This is a genomic window from Halogeometricum pallidum JCM 14848 (assembly GCF_000337095.1).
GTDB classification, from domain to species: Archaea; Halobacteriota; Halobacteria; order Halobacteriales; family Haloferacaceae; genus Halogeometricum; species Halogeometricum pallidum.
On the sequence record NZ_AOIV01000037.1, the window covers coordinates 56,384 to 76,487 of the forward strand.

Consider the following 20,104-nt stretch of genomic DNA (forward strand, 5'->3'; position numbering starts at 1 on the left):
CGCCTCCGCGTATCACGACCGATGACAACGTACGACATCGTCGAGTCGCCGGACGAGACGACGGTGTTCGGGTACCACGACCTGACCCCCCCGACGCTCGCGGACGTCTACGAGGCGCGGTCGGTCGTCTCCCGTCACCTCTCGCGGACGCCTCTCGTTCGGAGCGAGTTCCTCTCCGAGGAACTCGACGCCGACGTCTACCTCAAGCGGGAGGATACGCTCCCGACGGGGGCGTTCAAGGTCCGCGGCGGAGTCAACCTCTGCGCGGGCCTCGACGAGGAGTTCCGCGACCCGGGCCTCATCGCGGCCAGTACCGGCAACCACGGTCAGTCCGTCGCCTACGCGGGGCGAGCGTTCGATATCCCCGTTCTCGTGGCCGTACCCGGCGACCCGAACCCCGACAAAGTGGCCGCGATGGAGCGGATGGGCGCCGAGGTTCATCCCGTCGGTCGCGACTACGACGACGCGCGCGAGTGGGCCGAAGAGCGGGCGCGAACCGAGGGGTACCGTTACGTCCACTCGGCGAACGAACCCGCCCTCGTCGCCGGCGTCGCCACGGCAGGCCTCGAAGTCGTCGAGGACCTCCCGCGCGTCGACACGCTGTTCTGTCCCGTCGGCGGCGGCAGCAGTGCGTCAGGCTACTGTCTCACCGTCGGCGAGATGGCCGACGCGGACGTCGTCGGCGTCCAGTCGGAGAACGCCTCCGCGATGTACCACGCGTGGTCGGAGGGGCATCTTCGTCCCCGAGACGACGCCGACACCTACGCCGAGGGCCTCCAATCGCGCGTTCCGTTCGCCCTCACGACCGAGATACTGCGAGAGCGCCTCGCCGAGATGGTGCTCGTGAGCGACGAGCGAATCGAGGCGGCGGTGGAGACGATGCTCCTCGAAGAGCACCTCGTGTTGGAGGGGGCGGCCTGCGCGTCCGTCGCGGCGGCGCTCGAACGGAGCGACGAACTGGCGGGACAGACCGTCGTGCTCCAGATCTCGGGGCGCAACCTCGCCGCCGAGAAACTCCGGGCGGTGCTCGACTGAATGGTTGAGGACGGCGGGGAACCCGGCGGACCGGCGGCGTCGGGAGGGCCGACCGCGATTCGGGACGACTTGGCCGCGGTGCGACGGGAGTTCCACCGCTACCCCGAACCGGCGTGGTGCGAGTTCGTCACGACCGCTCGCGTCGTCGACTACGCCGAGCGAATCGGCGTCGACGAACTCCACTACGGTCCGGACGTCACCGACGCCGAGAACCGCCTGTCGGTGCCGTCCGAGGCGGAACTGGAGCGGTGGTTCCGAAAGGCGACCGACCGCGGCGCGAGACCGGACGTTCTCGACCGCATTCGCGGCGGGTACACCGGCGCGGTGGCCGTCCTCGAACGGGGTGAAGGGCCGACCGTCGCCCTTCGCGTCGACACGGACGCGTTGCACGTCGCCGAGTCGGACGACCCGAACCACCGTCCGGCGGCCGAGGGATTTCGCTCCGAGAACGAGGGGATGATGCACGCCTGCGGCCACGACGGACACGCGACCATCGGCCTCGGCGTCCTCGAAGCCGTGAAGCACGGCGACTTCTCGGGGACGTTCAAACTCCTCTTCCAACCCGCCGAAGAGGTGGCCGGCGGCGCGAAGGCGATGGCCACCGGCGGTCACCTCGACGACGTGGACCACCTCCTCGCCGTCCACCTCGGCCTCGACAGGCCGACGGGCACCGTCGTCGCCGGCGTCGTCAAGACGCTCGCAGTCTGTCGGTTCCGCGTCGAGTTCTCCGGCGCGTCCGCCCACGCCGCGAAGAACCCCGAGACGGGGAACAACGCGATTCAGGCCGCGGTGTCGGCGGCGTCGGACCTGTTCGCGGTTCCGCGTCACGGCGGCGGCTCCACGCGCGTCAACGTCGGTCACATCGAGGGCGGCGCCCCCGCCCACACGAACGTCGTCGCCGAACGCGCCGCCTTCGAGGCGGAGGTCAGGGGCGAAGATACGGAACTGATGGAGTACATGTTCGGGGAGTGCTCGACGGTGATTCGGACCGCGGCCGAGCGTCACGGCTGTGAGGCGACGATAACCGTCGAGGGCGAGGCGCCGCGCGAGGACAGCGACCCGGAGACGGCGGGGGCCGTCGAGGCGGCGGCGCGGGCGCACCCCGAGGTGTCGGAGACGATACCGTCCGCCGACTTCGGCGCCAGCGAGGACGCGACGTACCTGATGAAGGCGGTGAAGGAGAACGGCGGAAACGCGGCGTACTCGGTGGTGGGAACCGACCACCCGGGCGGTCACCACTCCTCGACGTTCGACGTCGACGAGCGCAGTCTCGGTATCGCCGTCGACGTGCTGAGCGACGCCGTCGTACGGTTGGGGACGAATAACGACGCGTAACGGGTCGTTACGGTCCGGTAACGACTCGCTACGGCGGAGAGTTGGCTCGAACTACCGCGCTCGGACTCCCTCACCAGTCCAGCGACCCGCCGCTCTGGTACTCGGTGACCTGTGCCTCGAAGAAACTCTGCTCCTCGTTCAGGTCGCCGGACCGGCCTATCGGAGCGGTTTAGCCGATTAAACGGGCTGTTTCGCTCGAACGGCGCCATCAGTTTCATTCCAGTACGACCGAGCCGACGCCGGACATTTCTATATCTCTGACATAACAATATGATGGTGATTCGGATACGTTTTCATGCCGTTGGCGACGCAGCCGTCTCCGCCGTCCGGCGGGGCCGAGATAAGCGAGAACGACCTCTACGAGATGCTCGGCAACCCGCGCCGTCGACACGCGCTCCGGTACCTGCGGCGATGCGACCGCCCCGTCTCGGTGGGCGAACTCGCAGAGCACGTCGCCGCGGCCGAGCACGACGTCCCGGTTTCGGAGGTCACGCAGGCGCAGCGAAAGAGCGCCTACACGGCGTTGCACCAGAACCACCTCGTCAAACTGGCGGACGCGGGTTTCGTCCGGGCGGACCGCCGCTGGGCCGGTATCGAACTCACGGCGGCGGCGCGACGCCTCGATACCGACCTCGTCGGTCCGGAGCGGACTCGTCGCCTGGACCGCTACTCGGTCGCGCTCTCGCTCGCCGGACTGGCGGCCGTCCTCGGTCGCTCGCTCGGTCTACTCCCGACGGCCGCCGTCGACGCCGCTCTCTGCGCTCTCTTCGTCACCCTCCTCTTACTCGCGGTCCGTCGCCGGCGGGCGGCGTCGTCCCGCCGACAGTGAGCGAGTTCTTCCGACCGGGTCTTCACTCGAACCGGACGACCGTCTCGCCCTCTTCGTCCCGCTCTAACACCGCGCGAGTCGGCGATTCGAGCCATCCCTTCGGCAGCGCCACGCCCTCGTGGTCGGTGAACGGGAGGTCGAACGCCTCCACCTCGCCCGTCGTCGCCTCGGTGGTCACCGCGCGGTCGTAGCGGAAGTAGCCGTACACGTCCCGCGGCGTCCCCGGGATGTCGATGGCGGTGCGCTCGAACGGCCGCTGTGACCCCTCGTCCTCGGCTTCGATGTAAAGGTTCATCGCCGCGGTGGCGATGGGGGCGCTGAAGCTCGTTCCGCTCGCCTTCACGTAGTTCTCGTCGAGGACCGTCCCCATCGAGGTGCCGGACGCGCGCGGCAGTTTCACGTCCTTCCCGAGGCCGACCACGTCGGGATTCTCGACCGCGCCGGGGTTGTAACTGCTGAACCGGGTCATCTCCTTCTCCTCGTTCATCGCGCCGATGCCGTAGGCGTCGTCCGCCGTCGCCGGACTGCCGCTGGTGTTGCCGGTGTTCCCGGCCGCCACCACGTCCTGTACGCCCGCGTTCATCAGTTTCGCGTGCTCGCGGTCGATATCGGCCGAGCGCGTCTGCGCGCCCCACGAGAGGTTGATGGTCGCCAGTTCGTCGGCGTGCGACCGCGCCCACTCGTAGGCGTCGAAGATGGGTCGGCCGTTGCCGCTCCCGCTTTCGCCGAAGATGCGCAGGTCGACTATCTTCTCGATGCCGGGAGAAAGCTGTGCGATGAGGCCCGCGACGCCGGTGCCGTGACCGACTTCGTCGTACGGTTCGTCGGCCGCTTCGGTGAAGTTGTGGTGCTCGACGGGGATGCCGTCGAACACCTCGTGGCTCTCGTCGACGCCGGAGTCCATGACGGCGACGGTGAGGCCGGAACCGGTGGGGGCGTCGTCGTCGGAGGGGGCGGGGAACCCGTGAATCTGGCGGACGTCCGAAACCGTGACCACGGGACCGGTCCGTCCGGTCGTGATGTTGTGGTCCGTTCGTATCTCGAACATTGTCTGTGAGTTGATAGCACTGTTGGATAAACATTTGGTGAGAACTGAAGAATATCCACGGATGTCCGCTCGGCCACCCGGCGACGGGGCGTACCGCTTTGACCGTGGGCCTCGTCGTCCTCAGCATGACCGACGCGAATCGGAGTGCGACGCGCGACCCGAACGACATCCGCACTAACGGGGCATTCGAGGCTCGCTGACCGATGCGCCTTATTCGCTCCCCCGCCCGGGAACGCTGCTACGAGTGCGGCGAACGGGCCGACATAGTCGTCGCCCGCGGCCACCGACTCCGGTACAGTTGCTGGGACGACGCCTCGGCGCTCCTCGAACAGGGCGGCAAGATAGTCGCCGGCGACCTGACGACGCGTCGTCGATAGCGCCGGTTCCAGTCTCCTTCCCCGAGGTTCACTCCGTCACCGTCACCCGAACCGACCGCGTCTGCGGGCCGTCGCACTCGACGAACAGCACCGACTGCCACCGCCCGAGGGCGAGTTCGCCGTCCTCGACCGGAATCGAGACGCTCGACCCGAGCAGCATCGACCGCAGGTGCGCGTCGGCGTTGCCGTCCAACTCGTCGTGTCCGTATCCGCCGTCGCGGGGGACCAGTCGTTCGAGGGCGTCCGCCACGTCCGCGAGGAGGCGGCGCTCGGACTCGTTGACGACGACGCCGGCGGTGGTGTGCTGTACGAACACGGTGCAGACGCCGTCGACCCCGTCGGGGACCGCTTCGGCGACGTCCGCCGTCACGTCTCTCACGTCGACGCGTTCGTCGGTGTGAACTTCGAGCGTCACGCCCGACCCTACCGTCGGCACCGCCTTGAACGGCCGTGGTGCGCCACCGAACCGCTCGGGCCACCGGTCGACAGTATAACCTGACCGGCGTGCGCAGTGGGACCCGTCGATGTCAGACGAACCAGGCGGTTCCCTCCCCGAAGACGACCCCACCGCGGCCCTCCGGGTAGCGACGACCGAGGCCCGGCGGACGCTGGACCAGCAACTCGACACGCTCGAAGACATCGACCGGAAGGCGATGCGGTTGCTCCGCTTTTCCGTCGGACTGCTCGGCGTCGTCGTCTCCGTGCTGTCGCTGACCGACGGGACGACCGGTCTGCGGTCGATGCCGTATCTCGGCGGCGGCCTCGCCTTCCTCGCGGTGGGCGCCGTGGCCGCGGGCATCACCTACACCGCCTCGCCCCGCGTCGCCGGCGCCTCGGCGGCGGATTTAGAGCGCGCCGCCGAAGCCGACTGCGAACGGGCGTTCCGCCGGACGCTCGTCCGGAGCTACGCCGACTGGATACGGTTCAACGCGGCGGCGAACGCCCGCGCCGCCCTGTTCGTCACGGTGGCCATCCTGTTCGTCGTCGCCGGCGCCGTCGGACTCGTCCTCGGGATCGTCCAGGCGCTCACCGGACCGCTCCCGCCCGTCGCCGTCGCCGTCGCCGGCGCGGGCTTCCTCCTCGCGGCCTACCTGGCCGGCGTCCACCGGCAGTTCTCGCGCCTCCGGAAGGCGAAGCGCCGAGGCGCGGACCGAGGTGATGCGTCGGGGTCGTCCGACGCCCTCGACGCCCCCGACGCGACGTTCGTGGCCGCGCGGACGGGCGCCCGCTTCGAAGGGCAACTCTGCCACACGGGCGACGTCGGGACCGAACGCGGGCGGACGTCGGCCGACGGGTCGGACCGCGGGCCCAACGGCTGACACGGACCGACCGGAAGCGTAGCGCGACCGGACCCGACCGGACGCGCGCCGTCACCGACGCTCCGCGGGAGAAGAGCTTTGCTCCGCCGGGACCGACGGTCGCCGAGAACCGTGCCTTCCACCACCTACGGCGCCGGCCGCGGCCGGCGGTCCCCCGGCGGTGTCCTCCTCGGCAACCCCGTCGTCGAGACGCTCCTCGCCATGCTCGTCGTCTCCGTGCTCGCGTGGGGAGCCTCGCTCGTGGGTCTGCTGGGACTGTTCGCCCTCGGGCCGCCGGTGTGGCTCCCGCCGTGGGCGCTGCTGACGAGCGTCTACGCCCACGCCAGCCCGGCACACCTGCTCTCGAACGCCGTCGTCGTCGCCGTCGCCGGGACGCTCGTCTCCGCGTCGACGACGCGGCTCCGCTTTCACGCCTTCTTCGTCGTCACCGGGGCGCTGGCTGGCATCGCGCACGTCTGGGCGAGCGGACTGCTCGGCGCGCGCACCTCGGTGCTCGGCGCCAGCGGCGCGGCGTTCGCGCTCGTCGGCTACGTCCTCGCGGCCAACCCCGCCGCAGACGCGCTCTTTGGGACGCTCCGCCTCCCGCCGCGCGCGGTCATCGCCGTCGTCGCGGCCGTCGCGTTGGCGCTGACGTTCTCGTTCAGCGCGCCCGGAAGCGCCCTCGTCGCTCACTTCGCGGGCGCCGCGATGGGGTTCGCCGCCGGCCGACTCGGACTGCTGCGCGTCCGTCGCTGAACTCCTCCCCGCTCTCGCCCCGACGGCGCCGTCAGAAGCCCGTCGTCCGATGGCGGCGAGTATCCGCCCCTCTTCGCGGAGACACCGCTCTGAGGATATGCGTCTCGTTAGCGTCCGTCGGGAACGGGTGTCGTCGCGGTCAGTTCGCGTCGTCCAGCGAGTAAACGCGCCTTCGGGCGTCTCGGAGGCAGACGTCCTCCTGGACGATGTCGGCCCCCTCCAGTTTCCGGAGGGCGTCGCGGACGGTCCGCGTCGAGAGGTGCGTTCGCTCGGTCAGATCCGTCTGCGTCAGGTTCGACTCCTGCTCGAGCACGTAGCGGACGAACTTTGCGCTGGGAGGGAGGTCGTCGATGGTCGCTGCGGTCTGTTGTGCCTGTGACATAGAACTGTGTTCGGCTCGGCCGCCGACTCTTCTGGCACGACGCGCGTCGAGTCGGTCCGACCGACCACACCGGGTGTACGAACGCCACCCATATAGCCATTTTAGGGCGTGAGTGTCACCCGGTTACACGTCCGTAACCAACCGCATCACTCCCACGAGCGACTTGAACGTGGCGGTAGCGAGCGTTCTCTCTCGTTTCGCCCGTCGCTTTACCCCACGTCCCGTACGGGATGGTACAGATGCCCACAGACTACTCCATCGACGCCGACTGGAACGCGCTGTACGTCGACGGCGAGTGGCGGTCGCACGACGGCGACACCATCGCTGACGAGAACCCTTCGACGCGCGAGGCCGTGACCGAGGTACCGGCGGCGACGGAAGCCGACGTGGACGAGGCGTACGAGGCCGCGGCGGCCGCACAGGCGGAGTGGGCCGAGCAACCGCCCGCTCGGCGGGCCGAGGTGGTTCGGAACGCCCTGCAGGAACTGGAGGCGAACGAAGAAGCTATCGTCGAACTGTTCGCCGACGAGGCGGGCGGGACGTCCGTGATGGGTCACACGTCAGTCGCCATCACGAGCGACCACCTGAACGAGGCGGCGACGCTGCCCAACCGGATGTCGGGCGAGCACAAGCAGTCCAACATCCCCGGCAAGGAGAACATCGTCCAGCGAAAGCCGAAGGGCGTCGTCACGGTCATCTCGCCGTGGAACTTCCCGCTGAACCTCTCGATTCGGGCCGTCGCGCCCGCCATCGCCCTCGGCAACAGCGTCGTTCTCAAGCCGGCGACGAACACGCCCGTCCTCGGCGGCCTCCTCGTGGCGAAACTGTTCGAGGCGGCGGGCCTGCCCGACGGCGTCCTGAACGTCGTCACCGGCCGCGGCTCCGACATCGGCGACGCCGTCGCCGGCCACCCCGAGAGCGACGCCGTCGCGTTCACGGGGTCGACCGAAGTCGGGCGCGGCGTCGCCGCCACCGCCGCGGAGAACCTCGCCGTGCAGACGATGGAACTCGGCGGCAACAACGCCCACGTCGTCACCGAGGACGCGGACCTCGACAGGGCTCTCGACGGCGCGGTGTTCGGGTCGTTCGTCCACCAAGGGCAGGTGTGCATCTCCATCAACCGCCACGTCGTCCACGAGAGCGTCTACGACGAGTACGTCGAACGCCTCGTCGAACGCGCCGAGGATCTGCCGGCCGGGAGCGCACACGACGGGGACACCGTCGTCGGCCCCATCGTCGACGAGTCCCAGCGAGACGAGATGCTCGGCTACGTCGAGGAGACGGTCGAAGCGGGCGCGACGCTCGAAACCGGCGGCGAGACGGTCGAACTGGAGGGCGTCGAGGATTCGCTGGTCGTCGAACCGACCGTCCTCTCGGACGTGACGAACGACATGGCCGCCGCGTGCAACGAGCACTTCGGCCCCATCGCGCCGGTCATCCCGTTCTCCGACGTGGACGAGGCCGTCGAGATAGCCAACGCTACCGAGTACGGTCTCTCGGGGTCCGTCCACGCCGGTGACCTCGACACCGCGATGGACGTCGCCGACCGCATGGAGACGGGACACGTCCACATCAACGACCAACCTATCAACGACGAGGCGCACGTCCCCTTCTCGGGCACCGCGGCCTCCGGGATGGGCGGGTACAACAGCGAGACCATCCTCGAAGAACTGACCGAGACGAAGTGGATATCGATCCAGCGCGACGAGCGCGACTACCCGTTCTGAGGCGGAGTTTCGGGGCGGGGGGATAGAGACCCTCCCGCTTCGATTCGGCTACTCGCGTAGTTCTCGGAGTCGGCTCGGCATCAGGCTCTCGCCCCGTTCCTGGCGGTCGGCGGCGCGACTCGCCGCCTCGACGCTCGCGAACGCGACGAGCGCGCCGGCGGCCACGTCCGTCGCCCAGTGGATGCCGAGGTACATCGTCGAGACGGCGATGGACACCCCGAGGAAGACGGCGACGGGCGTCCACCGCGGGTAGACGCCGCGGAACCGCCACGCGAGGAGCGCGACGGTGCCCGACAGCGAGGTGTGCAGCGACGGGAAGACGTTCGTGTTCACGTTCACCTGACTCGTCAGCAACTGCGCCTGCGGCCAACTGTTGTACAGGAGCGGTTGCACCATATCCGGCATGAAGTTCCGCGGCCCGTAGGCGACGAAGAGGATGTAGCAGAGCAGGCCGACGCCGTAGTTGGTGATGTAGGCGAACAGGACGACGCGGAGGGGACGGGACTCCTCGTACATCGCGTACGCCGCCAGCGGAAACACGAGGAGGAACACGTAACCGAAGATGTAGACGAACCCGAAGTACGCCGTCAGCGCCGGCGTCGCGAACGACTGCACGAACGCGACGGTGCTCCCCTCGATGGCGTGGATGTAGCCGGTGATGTTCAGTCCGATGAGCCACGACAGTTCGACGCCGATATCGCGGATGACGCCGTTGGCCGCGAGGACGACGACGAGGGCGATAAACACCGGGGCGACCGCGCGCGCGTTCGCCCGGACCGTTCGAGGAGCGGTTCGGAGCCGCGACGGCCCGACGACGAGCACCGCGGCCGTGACGAGGAGCGCGAACACGCCCGCGCCGACCTGCAGGACGACGTCGAGGAGCGCCATCAGTTCCCCTCCAACAGCTTCCCGTCGGAGTACTGATAGCCCGCGTCGCGGAACGCCTCCCTCGCTCGGTCGGCGTTCAGTTCGCCGTCGGTTCCGAAGAACGGCGTCACGGAGTTTTCTCCGTCCCACCGCAGGTCGTCGGGGACCCACCCGGTCCCGGCGAGCGGACTCATCGCGGGCCGCGCGTAGCCGCCGAACACGTCGTCCACGAGGAACGATTGGTCGACGAGTCGAGCCAGCGTGTTCCTGAACCGGGGATTCGTCATCGGCGGCCGGCCGGCGTTGTGCCCGAGGATGAACGGCGTCTCCGAGCGGCCGACGAGCAGTTCGAGGTCCGGCGCGCGGCCGATGCGGGGGACGGTCGAGGCGCCGACCGTCGTGCCGGTCACGTCGGCGTCGGCGTCCGCGACCATCTCGACGGCCGTCATGTCGGAGCCGACGACCTGCACGGACAGCCGTTCGAACTCGGGGGGCTGGGCCGGGAAGCCCGCCTCCGTCGACGCCTCGAAGAGGAAGTGCTCGTCGAACCGTTCGAGCACGAGCGACTCCCGCGGGGTGTTCTGGGCGAACGCGAACGGGCCGCTCCCGACCGGCGGGATGTTGTTCGTCACGATGGCCTCGGTTGCGGGCCCGATTTCGATGCCGCTGACCGACGCCCGCGACGTCCGCTCCTGCCAGATGTGCTTCGGGAGGACCGGCACGGTGAACGCCCGCGTCGCCAGTTTGGGTTCGCACTCGACGAAGTCGAACTCGACGGTGTGCGTTCCGGTCGCGCGCACGTCGGCGACGAGGCTGTTCCGTCCCTGGAACCGCGGCGCGGGGATGCGCGTGTCGCCCTCGTCCTCGGTCGTCGTTCCCGTTTCCATCGACGTGTCCGCGAGGAGGCGGTGCGTGAACGCCACGTCCTCGGCGGTGAGCGACTCGCCGTCGTGCCACGTCAGGTCCGGTCGGAGCCGCACCGACGCGCTCGGCGCGTTCCCGCCGCCGGAGAACGCCCACGACTCGGCCAGCCACGCCTCGACGCCATCGCCCGTCTCGACGCCGAGCGAGTCGTACAGGAGGCCCGTGATGAGCCCGTCGCGGCGGTACTCGACCGACAGGGGGTTGAGATTCTCCGTCGCCCGCTTGTCGGTCGTCGCCGTTCGGAGCGTGCGCGCCTCGCTCGCCCCGGTCGTACCGTCGGTTCGGGTCGGCGTCTCAGTCGGTGTCGCCGTCGGAGTTAGGGTCGGTGTCGCCGTCGAGGACGTGATCGGCGACGACGAGTTGGAGTTCGACGTCGCTCTGACCGTTCCGTCGCCCCCGTTGAGCGTCGACGCGCCGGCCGCGGGAGTGGCGTCGCCGTCGCTGCGCGCCAGCGATAGATAGCCCAGCGGGGAGTTGAGGTCGGCGGTTCGCCAGTTCCGGTAGTTGTCGGTGCGCGCCGCGCGGATGTCGTCCGGGAACGCGAGGAGGGTGAACGGCTGGGTCCGCGCGATGCTCCGCTGGAGTTCGTACACCGCCTCGCGTCGCTCCGCGCCGGTCGTCGTCCGCTGGGTCTCCAGCAGGTCGTCGACGTCGAGGTTCGCGTAGCCGAACGGGTTCTGCCAACCGGGGGCGTCGGCGAACCGCGAGTGCAGGAGCGAGTAGAGCCCGTCGGGTTCGTGAAACTGGTCGGGGAGCCGTGCGACGAACAGCTCGAAGTCGTTCTGCACCAGTACCTGCCGGAGCAGTTCCTCGCTCGCCATCGGCGTGACCTGCGCGTCGATACCGGCCGCGCGGAACCACGCCGCGACCTGACGGGCGAGGCGCAGGGCGTAGGGGTCGGCGTCGGCCGGGACGGTTTTGATATCGAGGGAGACCTGGTTCGCCGACCGCCAGCCCGCGACCGTCCGCAACCGACGCACACATCCGCCGGAGAGTGCAGTCACGCCTGTCGCGAGCGTCCCGAGGACGGCTCGCCGACGGACTGCGGAGGGCGACGACTGTGGCATCTCTTCTCCTCACTCCTCTCGGCTCGCTCTTATCCGTTGGGAATCCGAGCCGACGTTCGTCTCTGATCTACGAACCCCGTTTTCATAAGTACACTCGCCGTACTGCCGGTCGTGTCGCTCTCAGGTCCCGGTCTCGAACACCTCGCGTACCTCCTGTTCGCCGTCGTGACACACGCCGCCGTCGGCTACGCGCTCGTCTCCGCGTTCACCGACCGGCCGCCGCGCGCCGGCGTCGTCGGCGCCGTCCTCCCGGACGTCGACCTGCTGTTCCCGCTCGCGTGGACGTTCCCGTTCGACCACCGCGGACTGACACACACGCTCGCCTTCGCCGCGGCCGCCGCGGCCGTCGTCGCTCTCGCGCGGCGCCCGCGCTGGTCGGCCCGAGCGGCGGCGCTCGGACTCTGCTCGCACCTCCTCGTCGACTCGTTCACGAAGAGCGGCGTCGCGTGGCTCTACCCGCTCGCAACCGAGCGGCTGGCCGTCGCGGCGTCGGTTCACTCGGGGTGGGGGGCCGCCCTCCTCTGGGGGTTCGCCGCACTCGCGGTGGCCGCCGGCCGGCGGTCGTCTGACGCGGGAGAAACAGCCGGCAGCGCGACGGAGTCGGGAATGTCGGAGACCCCTGACGCGCCCCGCTTCTGACCGGCGACCGTAAGACGCCTTCCTTATTACCTCCACGGCAGAACTGCCGCGTAATGGCACCAAATCGGCGAGTGCTCCGCGGTCTGTTCGCGTCGTTGGTCCTCGTCTCTTCGGTCGTCCTCGTCGTCGGCTACGTGGACGCACAGCGCAGCAACGACCGGGTGACGGGCGACCCGGCGGTCGAGCAGGCGTTCCGAACGGGCGACCGAACCTCGGTCGTCGCCCCGCGCGACGACATCACCGTCGTGGCGACGGACTCAAACGCGTTCGTGAGCGACGAGAGCGACAGCCCCCGCGCGCAGGCCGAACTCACGGCCTTCGCGCCCGACGGTAGCATCTACTACTATCAGAACGACCACACGCGCTACTGGGACGTCGACCGCGTCCCGAACACCACGGCGACGGTCGAGTTCGTCTACGCCGACCACCTCGACGCCGACGAGTGCGGCGAGACGGTCTGCACCCGCAACGGCGTCGAACGCGTGAACCTCACCACCGGCGAGTCCACCGAACTGTTCAGCCGCATCACGCCGGGGAAACACTCGACGCGGTGGCACGACGTGGACCGCGTCGGCCCCGACCGCCTCCTCGTCGCCGACATCTACCAGGACCGCGTGTTCGTCGTCAACACGACCACGAATCTAACGACGTGGGAGTGGGACGCGCAGTCCGACTTCGACGTGGCGACCAGCGGCGGGCCGTTCCCCGAGGACTGGACGCATCTCAACGACGTGGAGTCCGTCACCGTCGACGGCGAGTCGGCCGTGATGGTGAGCCTTCGAAACCACGACCAGGTGGTCTTCATCGACCCGCAGGAGGGGCTGATGAAGGAGTGGACGCTCGGGAGCGACGGCAACCACTCGACGCTGTACGAGCAGCACAACCCCGACTTCATCCCCGCCGAGGACGGCGGGCCGGCGCTGCTCGTCGCCGACTCCGAGAACGGCCGCGTCATCGAGTACCAGCGGCGAGGCGGCGAGTGGGTCCAGTCGTGGACGTGGACCGACCGGCGGATGCAGTGGCCGCGCGACGCCGACCGACTGCCGAACGGTCACACCCTGATAACCGACTCGAACGGCGACCGCACGTTCGAGGTCGACGAGGAGGGCGAAGTCGTCTGGACCGCGTCCATCGGGTTCCCGTACGAGTCCGAGCGATTGGGCACGGGCGACGAGAGCGCCGGCGGGCAGAGCGCCGCGAGCCTCGGCCTCCCCTCGCGGACGGCGTCCGAACTCGAACCGACGCTGACCTCGCGCGTCGCGTCGCTGGTCCCGGCGACCGTGCGCAACGCCATCGCGTACGCCTTCCCGCGTTGGGTGGGCCTCCTCGAAGGTCTCGCCGTCCTGGCGCTCCTCGGGTCGCTGCTGGCGTGGGGGACGCTGGAGTACCGCTGGTCGAGCCGTACCGTTAGCTTTCAGTTGCCGGTCCGCATCCGGAGGAAGTAGACGTGGCAGACGCTTCGCTCCGTTCCCGGTTCGCCCGGTCGGTCCGCTTCGAGGACGACCCTCCGTTCGACGCGCGCGACCGCACGTGGCTCGCGCTGGCGGTTCTCCCGGCGTTGGTCTCCGTCGCCGTGTACCTCGCGACGAACCCCTACCCCGCCTACGGCGCGGGACTGTACGCGCAGATCGCACGCGAAATCGTCGCTAACGGCTACCTCCCGCCGGCGCGCATCCCCGGCTACACGGCCGACGGCGTTCCGTTCGCCTATCCGCCCCTGCAGTTCTACGTGTTCGCCCTGCTCCGCGACGTGGGCTTCGGACCGGTCGCCGTGGCCCGCTTCCTTCCCGCGGTGGCCGTCGTCGCCGTGCAGATTCCCGTGTACGTGCTCGCCCGCGACCTCCTCGACTCGCGGCCGGCGGGGACCGTCGCGGCGGCGGGCGTCGCGCTGAACCCGCAGATACTGGAGTGGCATCTCTCGGCGGGCGGGGTCGTCCGCGGCTTCGCCTTCCTGTACGCGCTGACGGCCATCTGCGCGGGCTACCGGCTGTTCACGACCGGCGACCGCCGTGCGCTGGTCGCGGGGGTCGTCGTCTTCGGGATGACGGTGCTGTCGCACCCGACGTACACCCTGTTCACCGTCGTGAGCTACCTGCTGCTCTGGCTCGCGCTCGACCGGTCGCTCGTCGGTCTCGTCCGCGGCGCAGCCGTCGGCGTAGGCGGCGCGGTCATCGCCAGCCCGTGGCTCCTCTGGGCCGTCTCCACGCACGGACCGGGCGTGTTCACCTCGGCCGCGGGGACCCACGGCGGCATCGGCGGCGGTGTCGAGGCGATATTCGGCGGCATCTCGATGTACACGCTCGTTCCCCTGCTCGCCGCCGCGTACCTCCTCGTCGTCCGCCGGGACCTGCTCCTCCCGGCGTGGGTGGTCGTCGCGGAACTGCTGTTCCAGCAGCCCCGGTTCGTCTACACCGTCGGAACGTTCGCCCTCGTCGCCGCCGCCTTCGACGCCGTCCGGCGCTTCTCCCTCTCCGAGCGGTTCGCCCGGTCGGTCGGCGGACGGACGGGCGGCGTCGACTGGCGCGCCGCGAGCGTCGCGGTGCTCGTCGTCGTCGCGTCCCTCGGCGGGGGGACGGTCATGGCCTATCAGAACACGCTCCCGTCGGACCCCTCCACGCCCGAGTTCCTCGACGACGAGGCGGTGGACGCGATGGCGTGGGCCGAGACGGAGACGCCGCCGGACGCGACGTTCGTCGTCCTCGGCGACGGCGCCGAGTGGTTCCCGGCGCTGACGCAGCGGACGATTCTGGTCGGCATGTGGGGCGTCGAGTGGGAGGACCCCGGGAAGTTCGAACGACACATCGACGCCTTCGTCAACGGCTCGACCTGCCAGAGCGCCGGGTGCGTCGAGACGGCCATGCACTCGGTCGACGCGCGCCCCGACTACGTCTACGTTCCGAAGGGACACTACACGGTCCGCGGCGTCAGCGAGGTCCAGTTCGGAACGCTCGAACGCTCCTTCGAGGCCTCGCCGCGCTGGGAACTCGCCTTCGAGAACGACGGCGTCGCCATCTACCGCGCGACCGGCGGCGAGTAGCCGCCCGGAGAGCAATCCCTCCTTACTCCATGCCGCCGCCTCACAAGATGCCGAACAGCGGCAGTCCCAGCGCGACGAGCCACGCCACGGCTCCGCCGCTGATGGTCTGTCTGTCCTGGCGCGCGACGCCCACGGCGAACAGGCCGAGCGCGCTTACCAGCGCGACGCGGTGAAGGACGAACTGCACGGAAACGGCGTTGGCGCCGACGGCGCCGAGGTCGAGGACGATTCCAGCGCCCAGTCCGGCGGCGGCGAGGAGCGCCGACCGCGTCGCCGGTCGGTCGCGCGCGAACATGGTGACGAGGAACGGCGGCCCGGCGACGATGACTGGGTAGAGCACTGCAGCGAACAGTTTCGGCGTGACGCCCGGAATCGCGTGTTCGAGTGCGATGCCGGCCGACCGGACGCCCAAGATGAGTCCCGCGAGCGTCACCGGCAGGACGGCGGCGTCTGCGACGTCGCGGTGTCGAGGGTCGAGCGGCACGACGGAGGCGACGGCGCCGGCCGCGCCGGCGGCCGAGGCGAGTTCGATTATCGTGATCCAGCCGTCGCTGCCGCCGCCGCCGAGGCCGTGGTACTCGCGGCTGATTCGCTCGATGAACGGTTCGTCGCGCAGGTCGCGTTCGAGAAAGCGGGCGCCGGGTGCGACGCCGGTGACGGTGTGCCGCAGGCGAAGCCAGTCCCAGTATTCGGTGTGCGCCTGGAACGCGGTCCAGTTACCCGAGGGAGCCGGGTACGCCCGGATGTGCACCCGCTGACCGAGGTAGGTGCCGGTCGCCAACTGGTACTCCGACTGGAACCAGCGGCCGGTGATGTTCGGGTCGACGGTGACGTACGTGTAGCGCGAGGCGCCGCGGGCCGGTTGCCACTCCGACTCGCCGATGGTCGCGTTGTCGTCGTCGACGACGGCCGTCCAATTGGTCTCCGCGCGGCGTTTCAGCGCGCGTCTCGTCTGGTCGGGGTCGCCGATGATGAGAACGTTGAGCGCGAGAGTCCGCCCCGTAGTCGACCGACTCCGACTCGTGTAGGGCCACACCTGCGTCCCGGTATCCTCCGGTTGGATGAGTTGGTCCTCCCGCGGCAGCACCGTCTCTTCGCTTCCGGGCGCCCCGAGCAGGATGCTCCCGGTGAGCGCGACAACGACGAGGGCGACGAGCACTGCGCTTCGGTGGTATCGCACGGTCCGGTACTCCCACCGCGTCCGACGCTCTTTGCAGTTTCCGTTCGGACGGGGCGAAACTGTCGAACTGTAGAGAAAAACCGGGCCGTGCGGCGACGGCTCAGACGTCGTCGACCATGCCGCCGAACGTCTCGTCGGCGTCCGCCGGCACGTCGAAGTCGTGGTAGTTCTCGCCCTTCTCCGTCGAGAGGATGTTCAGAGCGGCGGCGGCGCCGTCGCCGGCGGCGATGACGGCCTGCCACTCCTCGCTGCGGACCATCGCACCCGTGGCGTACGCGCCCTCGACGCTCGTCTCCATCGTCACGCCGACGTCGACGGTGTCCTCGTCGGTCAGTTCACAGCCCAGCGACTCCGCGAGGTCGCGCTTCGCGCCGGTCGCGAGGACGAGATAGTCGGCCTCGCGTTCCTCGCCGTCGACCGTGACCGCGAAGCCGTCGCCGTCCGACGACACGTCGGTCACCTCGGCCTCCTCTCGTTCGACGCCGAACGTGTCGACCTGTCGGCGGAGCGTATCTAAGAACACGGTGCCGTCCTGCGAACCGATTCCGGGGTAGTTGAACAGGTGGGCCTTGTGCATCCACGTCTTGTCGGTGTCGCACACGGTGGTTTCGAGGCCGTTCTTCTGTGCGAACATCGCGGCGCTCAGGCCGGCGGGGCCGCCTCCGACGACGATTACGTTTGCCATACCGCGGCACACTCGCCTCAGCGCAAAATGTGTTTGTACAACTGAGGGTTTCGCCGGTACCGAGACGCGTCCCCGCCGACGCGCGGCCGGACCGCACTGTCACGCGCTGCACGGGGAGACTCGGGTGTTACTACCCGACTTATTGTCGTTCCTCGTGTACGTCCGGATATGAGCGAAGACAACCCCGTCACCGCTGAACTCCCGGACAGCCCCTTTCATACCACCGGCACCGACCACGTGACCATCTGGGGAAGCAACGAGGAGGACACCGTCGCCTTCTACCGCGACCTGCTGGGGATGCGGCTCGTCCTCCGCCAACCGAACCTCGACGACCCCTCGCAGACGCACCTGTTCTTCGACACCGGCGACGGCCGCATCGTGACGTTCTTCGTCAGCGACGACCGGCAGTCCAATCGGATGGGCCAGCGCGGGGGCGTCGGCTCCGTCCACCACCTCTGTTTCAGCGTCGCCCCCGAGGAGTTCGGCGAGATGGTGGAGGCCATCGAGGACGACGGCCGCAACTACAACATCTTCGACCGCGGCATCTTCTACTCGCTGTACACCAACGACAACAACGGCCTCGTCATCGAACTCTCGACGGACAAATACGACATCCCCGACGACCGACGCGCCGAGGTGCTCGCGAAGACCCAGGAGATACGCGAGGCCGACGGCGCGGAGTACGCGAAGGACGAACACCTCGCGGAGGCGCTCGAAGCCCTCGGACTCGACGCGACGGCGCACGACCTGCCCGACGCCGCCTCGGGCGTCGGCGGCGTGGAGTAGACGGAGCGTCGAAGGGAATCGTCCCGACCCCGGCGACTCTCGATCCGGCCCAGACGGCGATGGCACCGCTGTCGCGCGCTCAGGCGCGCCGGACGAGGTGCGCCCGCACCGCCCGCTGACACGACTCGCAGACGCCGTCGAGACGCGCCACGGTGCTCAGCGCGGGGTATCTGACGGGGAGTTCCTGATACAGGTACCGCGCCAGCGTCCGGTGGTCCACCTCGACGGCCGCCGACCGCCCGGTCGACTCCCGCAGGAACGCCTGTCTGTCTGCGACCGCCTCCTCGCACCGCTCGCGGTGCGCCGCGAGGGTTCGGTGTCGACTCCGGAGCGCGTCGAACCCGAGTTCCGAGAGCGGCGTCCGCTCCGCCTCGGCGACCCACGCGGTGACCTCCTCGACGACGTCCGCGGCGTCGTCGAGCGACGCCGCCTCCCGGTCGAGCGCTCGGTCGGTGACCGCGACGCCCGCCCGTTGCGTCCGCGCTTCCGCGACGACGGCCCGCTTTGCCTCCGGGGTGAACGCCGCCTCGGTCGTCGTCGCGAGAACGTCGGCGACGGAGTCGGTGAGTTCGCTCCGGATGGTCGTCGAGAGCGACTCCGGGGCGTCCATGTCGGCGACGCTGTGCGGGCGAATCGTCTCCGCGAACGCCTCCCGGACCGCCCGACAGCGGTCGTTTCCCGCCGTCTCCGCGCGAAACTTCGTTCCGGCCGCGGTCGTCGCCCTCGGTGGCCCCGAAGGCGCCGGCTCCGTCGGCACCGCCGCGACCCGCCGGACGAACGACTCGTAAGCCGCGCTCTTCTCTTCGAGCGCGGTTCGCTCCTCCCGAACGCGGGCCGTCGCGCGGTCTACGTGCGTCTCGATGTCCGCAGCCGCCGTCCGCGCGCTCCGGCCCTCCATGACTTTAGGCCAACCTAAACAAGCAAAGAGATTTCGGATTCGGCAACCTCACCGGGTGCGGGAGGCGACGGCCTCGACGCGGCGAACAGGTCCGTCGTCGCGGACGGTCCGACCGACCGGCGTCAGTCGAGGGCCACGTCGTCGGGGTCGACGGCGACGAACGACCCGTCGTTCCGGGCGGACTCGTAGGCCGCCTCGGTGACGGCCGTCACCCGCAGGCCGTCCAGAGCGGTCGCCACGGGTTCCTCGTCCGTCCGTATCGCTTCGAGGAACGCCTCGGCCTTCGTCTGCTGTTCGCTGCGCAGGAGTCGCGGGCGGTGCTCGCCGCTCTCCTCGTCTATCTCGACGTACTCGCTCGGCTCCCAGTCTTTGCTGTCGAGCGCTACCGCGCCCTGCTCGTCCCACATCCGGATGTGCTCGCGCATGCACGGCGTCTCGCCCGACAGCGAGAACGTCGCCGTGGCGCCGTTCGTGAACCGAATCGTGACGTTCGCGCGACCGTCGACCTGCTCGTCGTCGTCGAGAAAGTGCATGTTGGCCGACACCGCCTCGGGGGTGAGTCGGGTGCTCCAGAGCACGCCGTCGAGCAGGTGACTCCCCGTGTCGTAGAGGTAGCCGCCGCCGGAGAGGGCGGGGTTCTGCCGCCAGGCGCCCTCGAAACGGTCGACCCAGTCCTGCGACACCTCGGCGGTTATCCAGCGCGGTTCGCGGTCCTCCTCGTTCCACACCTCGCGGGCCTGAATGAACGCCTCGTAGAGGTGACGCTGGTAGCCAACCATCAGCACCTTCTCTCGCTCCTCGTCGCGTTCGACCAGGTCGCGGGCCTGGTCGAGGTCGGTCGTCAGGGGCTTATCGCAGAGCACGTGCAGGTCGCGGTCGAACGCCGCGAGAATCTGGTCGTAGTGCAGGGTGTGGGGCGTCCCGATGAGGACGGCGTCCAACGACTCCGCGTCGAGCATCGTCTCGTAGTCGGTGTAGCGGGAATCCGAGTCGACTTGCAACTCCTCGCCGGCCTCCGCCAACACCGACTCGTCGATGTCGACGAGGGCGACGACGCTCGCGTCCTCGTGCTCGACGAACCCCTCGCCGACCGTCGTTCCGATGTAGCCGCCGCCCACGACGGCGATTCGGAGGGGCCCGGCCCGCCCGTCGTTACGAATCGATTCTTCGTTCTTCACACTCGTGTCGCTCATGCACCGGACGACTCCGGGCGGGCCAATAGGTGCTTTGTTTC

The 20,104-nt window shown here is 69.3% G+C and carries 20 protein-coding genes; 11 read left to right on the top strand and 9 right to left on the bottom strand.

All coding sequences use genetic code 11. The features are described from left to right. The first annotated feature begins 21 nt into the window (after nucleotides 1-21). From C474_RS14760 to C474_RS14770, 3 genes are all read left to right on the top strand, one after another. Nucleotides 22-1,035, top strand: coding sequence for a threonine ammonia-lyase (locus C474_RS14760; protein WP_008388219.1), 1,014 nt, complete (start codon nucleotides 22-24; stop codon nucleotides 1,033-1,035). After that, entirely contained in the window at nucleotides 1,036-2,370 is a 1,335-nt protein-coding gene (locus C474_RS14765) for an amidohydrolase (RefSeq protein WP_008388222.1), read from the top strand. It abuts the gene before it with no gap. A gap of 295 nt (nucleotides 2,371-2,665) precedes the next feature. Next, complete coding sequence (locus C474_RS14770) at nucleotides 2,666-3,199, top strand: DUF7344 domain-containing protein (RefSeq protein WP_008388224.1); 534 nt, start codon at nucleotides 2,666-2,668, stop codon at nucleotides 3,197-3,199. Between the two features lie 22 nt (nucleotides 3,200-3,221). Here C474_RS14770 and C474_RS14775 read toward each other — a convergent pair whose 3' ends face one another. After that, on the bottom strand, nucleotides 3,222-4,247 hold the full coding sequence (locus C474_RS14775) for a S8 family serine peptidase (RefSeq protein WP_008388226.1): 1,026 nt from the start codon (nucleotides 4,245-4,247) through the stop codon (nucleotides 3,222-3,224). Between the two features lie 203 nt (nucleotides 4,248-4,450). Between C474_RS14775 and C474_RS22685 the strand changes: the two genes are divergently transcribed. Continuing rightward, entirely contained in the window at nucleotides 4,451-4,624 is a 174-nt protein-coding gene (locus C474_RS22685; RefSeq protein WP_169330569.1) for a hypothetical protein, read from the top strand. A 28-nt stretch (nucleotides 4,625-4,652) separates the two neighbouring features. On the opposite strand, the gene C474_RS22920 is transcribed toward C474_RS22685, so the two are convergent. Beyond that, the gene (locus C474_RS22920; protein WP_008388228.1) at nucleotides 4,653-5,039 is read right to left on the bottom strand and encodes a secondary thiamine-phosphate synthase enzyme YjbQ; all 387 of its coding nucleotides are present in this window, start codon (nucleotides 5,037-5,039) and stop codon (nucleotides 4,653-4,655) included. Between the two features lie 109 nt (nucleotides 5,040-5,148). Here C474_RS22920 and C474_RS14785 point away from each other — a divergent pair, with 109 nt between their 5' ends. Both C474_RS14785 and C474_RS14790 read left to right on the top strand, forming a co-directional pair. Beyond that, nucleotides 5,149-5,943: a hypothetical protein gene (locus C474_RS14785; RefSeq protein ID WP_008388230.1), complete on the top strand. Its 795-nt coding sequence runs from the start codon at nucleotides 5,149-5,151 to the stop codon at nucleotides 5,941-5,943. A 111-nt stretch (nucleotides 5,944-6,054) separates the two neighbouring features. Next, on the top strand, nucleotides 6,055-6,678 hold the full coding sequence (locus C474_RS14790; protein ID WP_008388231.1) for a rhomboid family intramembrane serine protease: 624 nt from the start codon (nucleotides 6,055-6,057) through the stop codon (nucleotides 6,676-6,678). Between the two features lie 139 nt (nucleotides 6,679-6,817). Here C474_RS14790 and C474_RS14795 read toward each other — a convergent pair whose 3' ends face one another. Then, nucleotides 6,818-7,060, bottom strand: a complete 243-nt coding sequence (locus tag C474_RS14795) for a winged helix-turn-helix transcriptional regulator (protein ID WP_008388233.1) — start codon at nucleotides 7,058-7,060, stop codon at nucleotides 6,818-6,820. A gap of 239 nt (nucleotides 7,061-7,299) precedes the next feature. On the opposite strand from C474_RS14795, the gene C474_RS14800 reads away from it, so the two are divergent. Next, nucleotides 7,300-8,787 carry an aldehyde dehydrogenase family protein gene (locus tag C474_RS14800; RefSeq protein WP_008388235.1) on the top strand — a complete coding sequence of 496 codons (1,488 nt, stop codon included), beginning with the start codon at nucleotides 7,300-7,302 and terminating at the stop codon, nucleotides 8,785-8,787. 48 nt (nucleotides 8,788-8,835) lie between these two features. Here C474_RS14800 and C474_RS14805 read toward each other — a convergent pair whose 3' ends face one another. Together C474_RS14805 and C474_RS14810 are read right to left on the bottom strand one after the other, a co-directional pair. Further along, complete coding sequence (locus C474_RS14805; protein ID WP_008388236.1) at nucleotides 8,836-9,675, bottom strand: phosphatase PAP2 family protein; 840 nt, start codon at nucleotides 9,673-9,675, stop codon at nucleotides 8,836-8,838. After that, nucleotides 9,675-11,645 (bottom strand): ABC transporter substrate-binding protein, encoded by a 1,971-nt coding sequence (locus C474_RS14810; RefSeq protein ID WP_049917056.1) that lies wholly within the window; start codon nucleotides 11,643-11,645, stop codon nucleotides 9,675-9,677. The genes C474_RS14805 and C474_RS14810 overlap by 1 nt, the downstream gene beginning before the upstream one ends. 111 nt (nucleotides 11,646-11,756) lie before the next feature. Between C474_RS14810 and C474_RS14815 the strand changes: the two genes are divergently transcribed. Genes C474_RS14815 through C474_RS14825 form a run of 3 tightly spaced genes read left to right on the top strand, consistent with a single transcriptional unit; the run spans nucleotide 11,757 to nucleotide 15,321 of the window. Next, nucleotides 11,757-12,284 (top strand): metal-dependent hydrolase, encoded by a 528-nt coding sequence (locus C474_RS14815; protein ID WP_008388239.1) that lies wholly within the window; start codon nucleotides 11,757-11,759, stop codon nucleotides 12,282-12,284. Between the two features lie 53 nt (nucleotides 12,285-12,337). Then, complete coding sequence (locus tag C474_RS14820) at nucleotides 12,338-13,729, top strand: arylsulfotransferase family protein (RefSeq protein WP_049917057.1); 1,392 nt, start codon at nucleotides 12,338-12,340, stop codon at nucleotides 13,727-13,729. Nucleotides 13,730-13,731: 2 nt separating this feature from the next. Further along, nucleotides 13,732-15,321 (top strand): glycosyltransferase family 39 protein, encoded by a 1,590-nt coding sequence (locus C474_RS14825; protein WP_008388243.1) that lies wholly within the window; start codon nucleotides 13,732-13,734, stop codon nucleotides 15,319-15,321. 40 nt (nucleotides 15,322-15,361) lie between these two features. On the opposite strand, the gene C474_RS14830 is transcribed toward C474_RS14825, so the two are convergent. Together C474_RS14830 and C474_RS14835 are read right to left on the bottom strand one after the other, a co-directional pair. Continuing rightward, a complete protein-coding gene (locus C474_RS14830) occupies nucleotides 15,362-16,501 on the bottom strand; it encodes a hypothetical protein (protein WP_152421688.1) in 1,140 nt (379 codons plus the stop codon). 100 nt (nucleotides 16,502-16,601) lie between these two features. Next, nucleotides 16,602-17,186, bottom strand: a complete 585-nt coding sequence (locus C474_RS14835; RefSeq protein ID WP_008388247.1) for an FAD-dependent oxidoreductase — start codon at nucleotides 17,184-17,186, stop codon at nucleotides 16,602-16,604. Nucleotides 17,187-17,354: 168 nt separating this feature from the next. Between C474_RS14835 and C474_RS14840 the strand changes: the two genes are divergently transcribed. Continuing rightward, nucleotides 17,355-17,972, top strand: coding sequence for a VOC family protein (locus tag C474_RS14840; RefSeq protein WP_008388249.1), 618 nt, complete (start codon nucleotides 17,355-17,357; stop codon nucleotides 17,970-17,972). 79 nt (nucleotides 17,973-18,051) lie between these two features. Here C474_RS14840 and C474_RS14845 read toward each other — a convergent pair whose 3' ends face one another. Then, nucleotides 18,052-18,870 (bottom strand): DUF7260 family protein, encoded by an 819-nt coding sequence (locus C474_RS14845; protein WP_008388250.1) that lies wholly within the window; start codon nucleotides 18,868-18,870, stop codon nucleotides 18,052-18,054. A 122-nt stretch (nucleotides 18,871-18,992) separates the two neighbouring features. Continuing rightward, a complete protein-coding gene (locus C474_RS14850) occupies nucleotides 18,993-20,063 on the bottom strand; it encodes a Gfo/Idh/MocA family protein (RefSeq protein ID WP_008388252.1) in 1,071 nt (356 codons plus the stop codon). Between the last annotated feature and the right edge of the window lie 41 nt (nucleotides 20,064-20,104).

What these genes read in the sequence shown, in the direction of transcription:
- C474_RS14785 (WP_008388230.1), top strand. Translation starts at nt 5,149, where the DNA reads ATGTCAGACGAACCAGGCGGTTCCCTCCCCGAAGACGACCCCACCGCG.
- C474_RS14800 (WP_008388235.1), top strand. Translation starts at nt 7,300, where the DNA reads ATGCCCACAGACTACTCCATCGACGCCGACTGGAACGCGCTGTACGTC.
- C474_RS14850 (WP_008388252.1), bottom strand. Translation starts at nt 20,063, where the DNA reads ATGAGCGACACGAGTGTGAAGAACGAAGAATCGATTCGTAACGACGGG.
- C474_RS14845 (WP_008388250.1), bottom strand. Translation starts at nt 18,870, where the DNA reads ATGGAGGGCCGGAGCGCGCGGACGGCGGCTGCGGACATCGAGACGCAC.
- C474_RS14835 (WP_008388247.1), bottom strand. Translation starts at nt 17,186, where the DNA reads ATGGCAAACGTAATCGTCGTCGGAGGCGGCCCCGCCGGCCTGAGCGCC.
- C474_RS14795 (WP_008388233.1), bottom strand. Translation starts at nt 7,060, where the DNA reads ATGTCACAGGCACAACAGACCGCAGCGACCATCGACGACCTCCCTCCC.
- C474_RS14770 (WP_008388224.1), top strand. Translation starts at nt 2,666, where the DNA reads ATGCCGTTGGCGACGCAGCCGTCTCCGCCGTCCGGCGGGGCCGAGATA.
- C474_RS14765 (WP_008388222.1), top strand. Translation starts at nt 1,036, where the DNA reads ATGGTTGAGGACGGCGGGGAACCCGGCGGACCGGCGGCGTCGGGAGGG.
- C474_RS14840 (WP_008388249.1), top strand. Translation starts at nt 17,355, where the DNA reads ATGAGCGAAGACAACCCCGTCACCGCTGAACTCCCGGACAGCCCCTTT.
- C474_RS14760 (WP_008388219.1), top strand. Translation starts at nt 22, where the DNA reads ATGACAACGTACGACATCGTCGAGTCGCCGGACGAGACGACGGTGTTC.
- C474_RS14805 (WP_008388236.1), bottom strand. Translation starts at nt 9,675, where the DNA reads ATGGCGCTCCTCGACGTCGTCCTGCAGGTCGGCGCGGGCGTGTTCGCG.
- C474_RS14775 (WP_008388226.1), bottom strand. Translation starts at nt 4,247, where the DNA reads ATGTTCGAGATACGAACGGACCACAACATCACGACCGGACGGACCGGT.
- C474_RS14810 (WP_049917056.1), bottom strand. Translation starts at nt 11,645, where the DNA reads ATGCCACAGTCGTCGCCCTCCGCAGTCCGTCGGCGAGCCGTCCTCGGG.
- C474_RS14820 (WP_049917057.1), top strand. Translation starts at nt 12,338, where the DNA reads ATGGCACCAAATCGGCGAGTGCTCCGCGGTCTGTTCGCGTCGTTGGTC.
- C474_RS22685 (WP_169330569.1), top strand. Translation starts at nt 4,451, where the DNA reads ATGCGCCTTATTCGCTCCCCCGCCCGGGAACGCTGCTACGAGTGCGGC.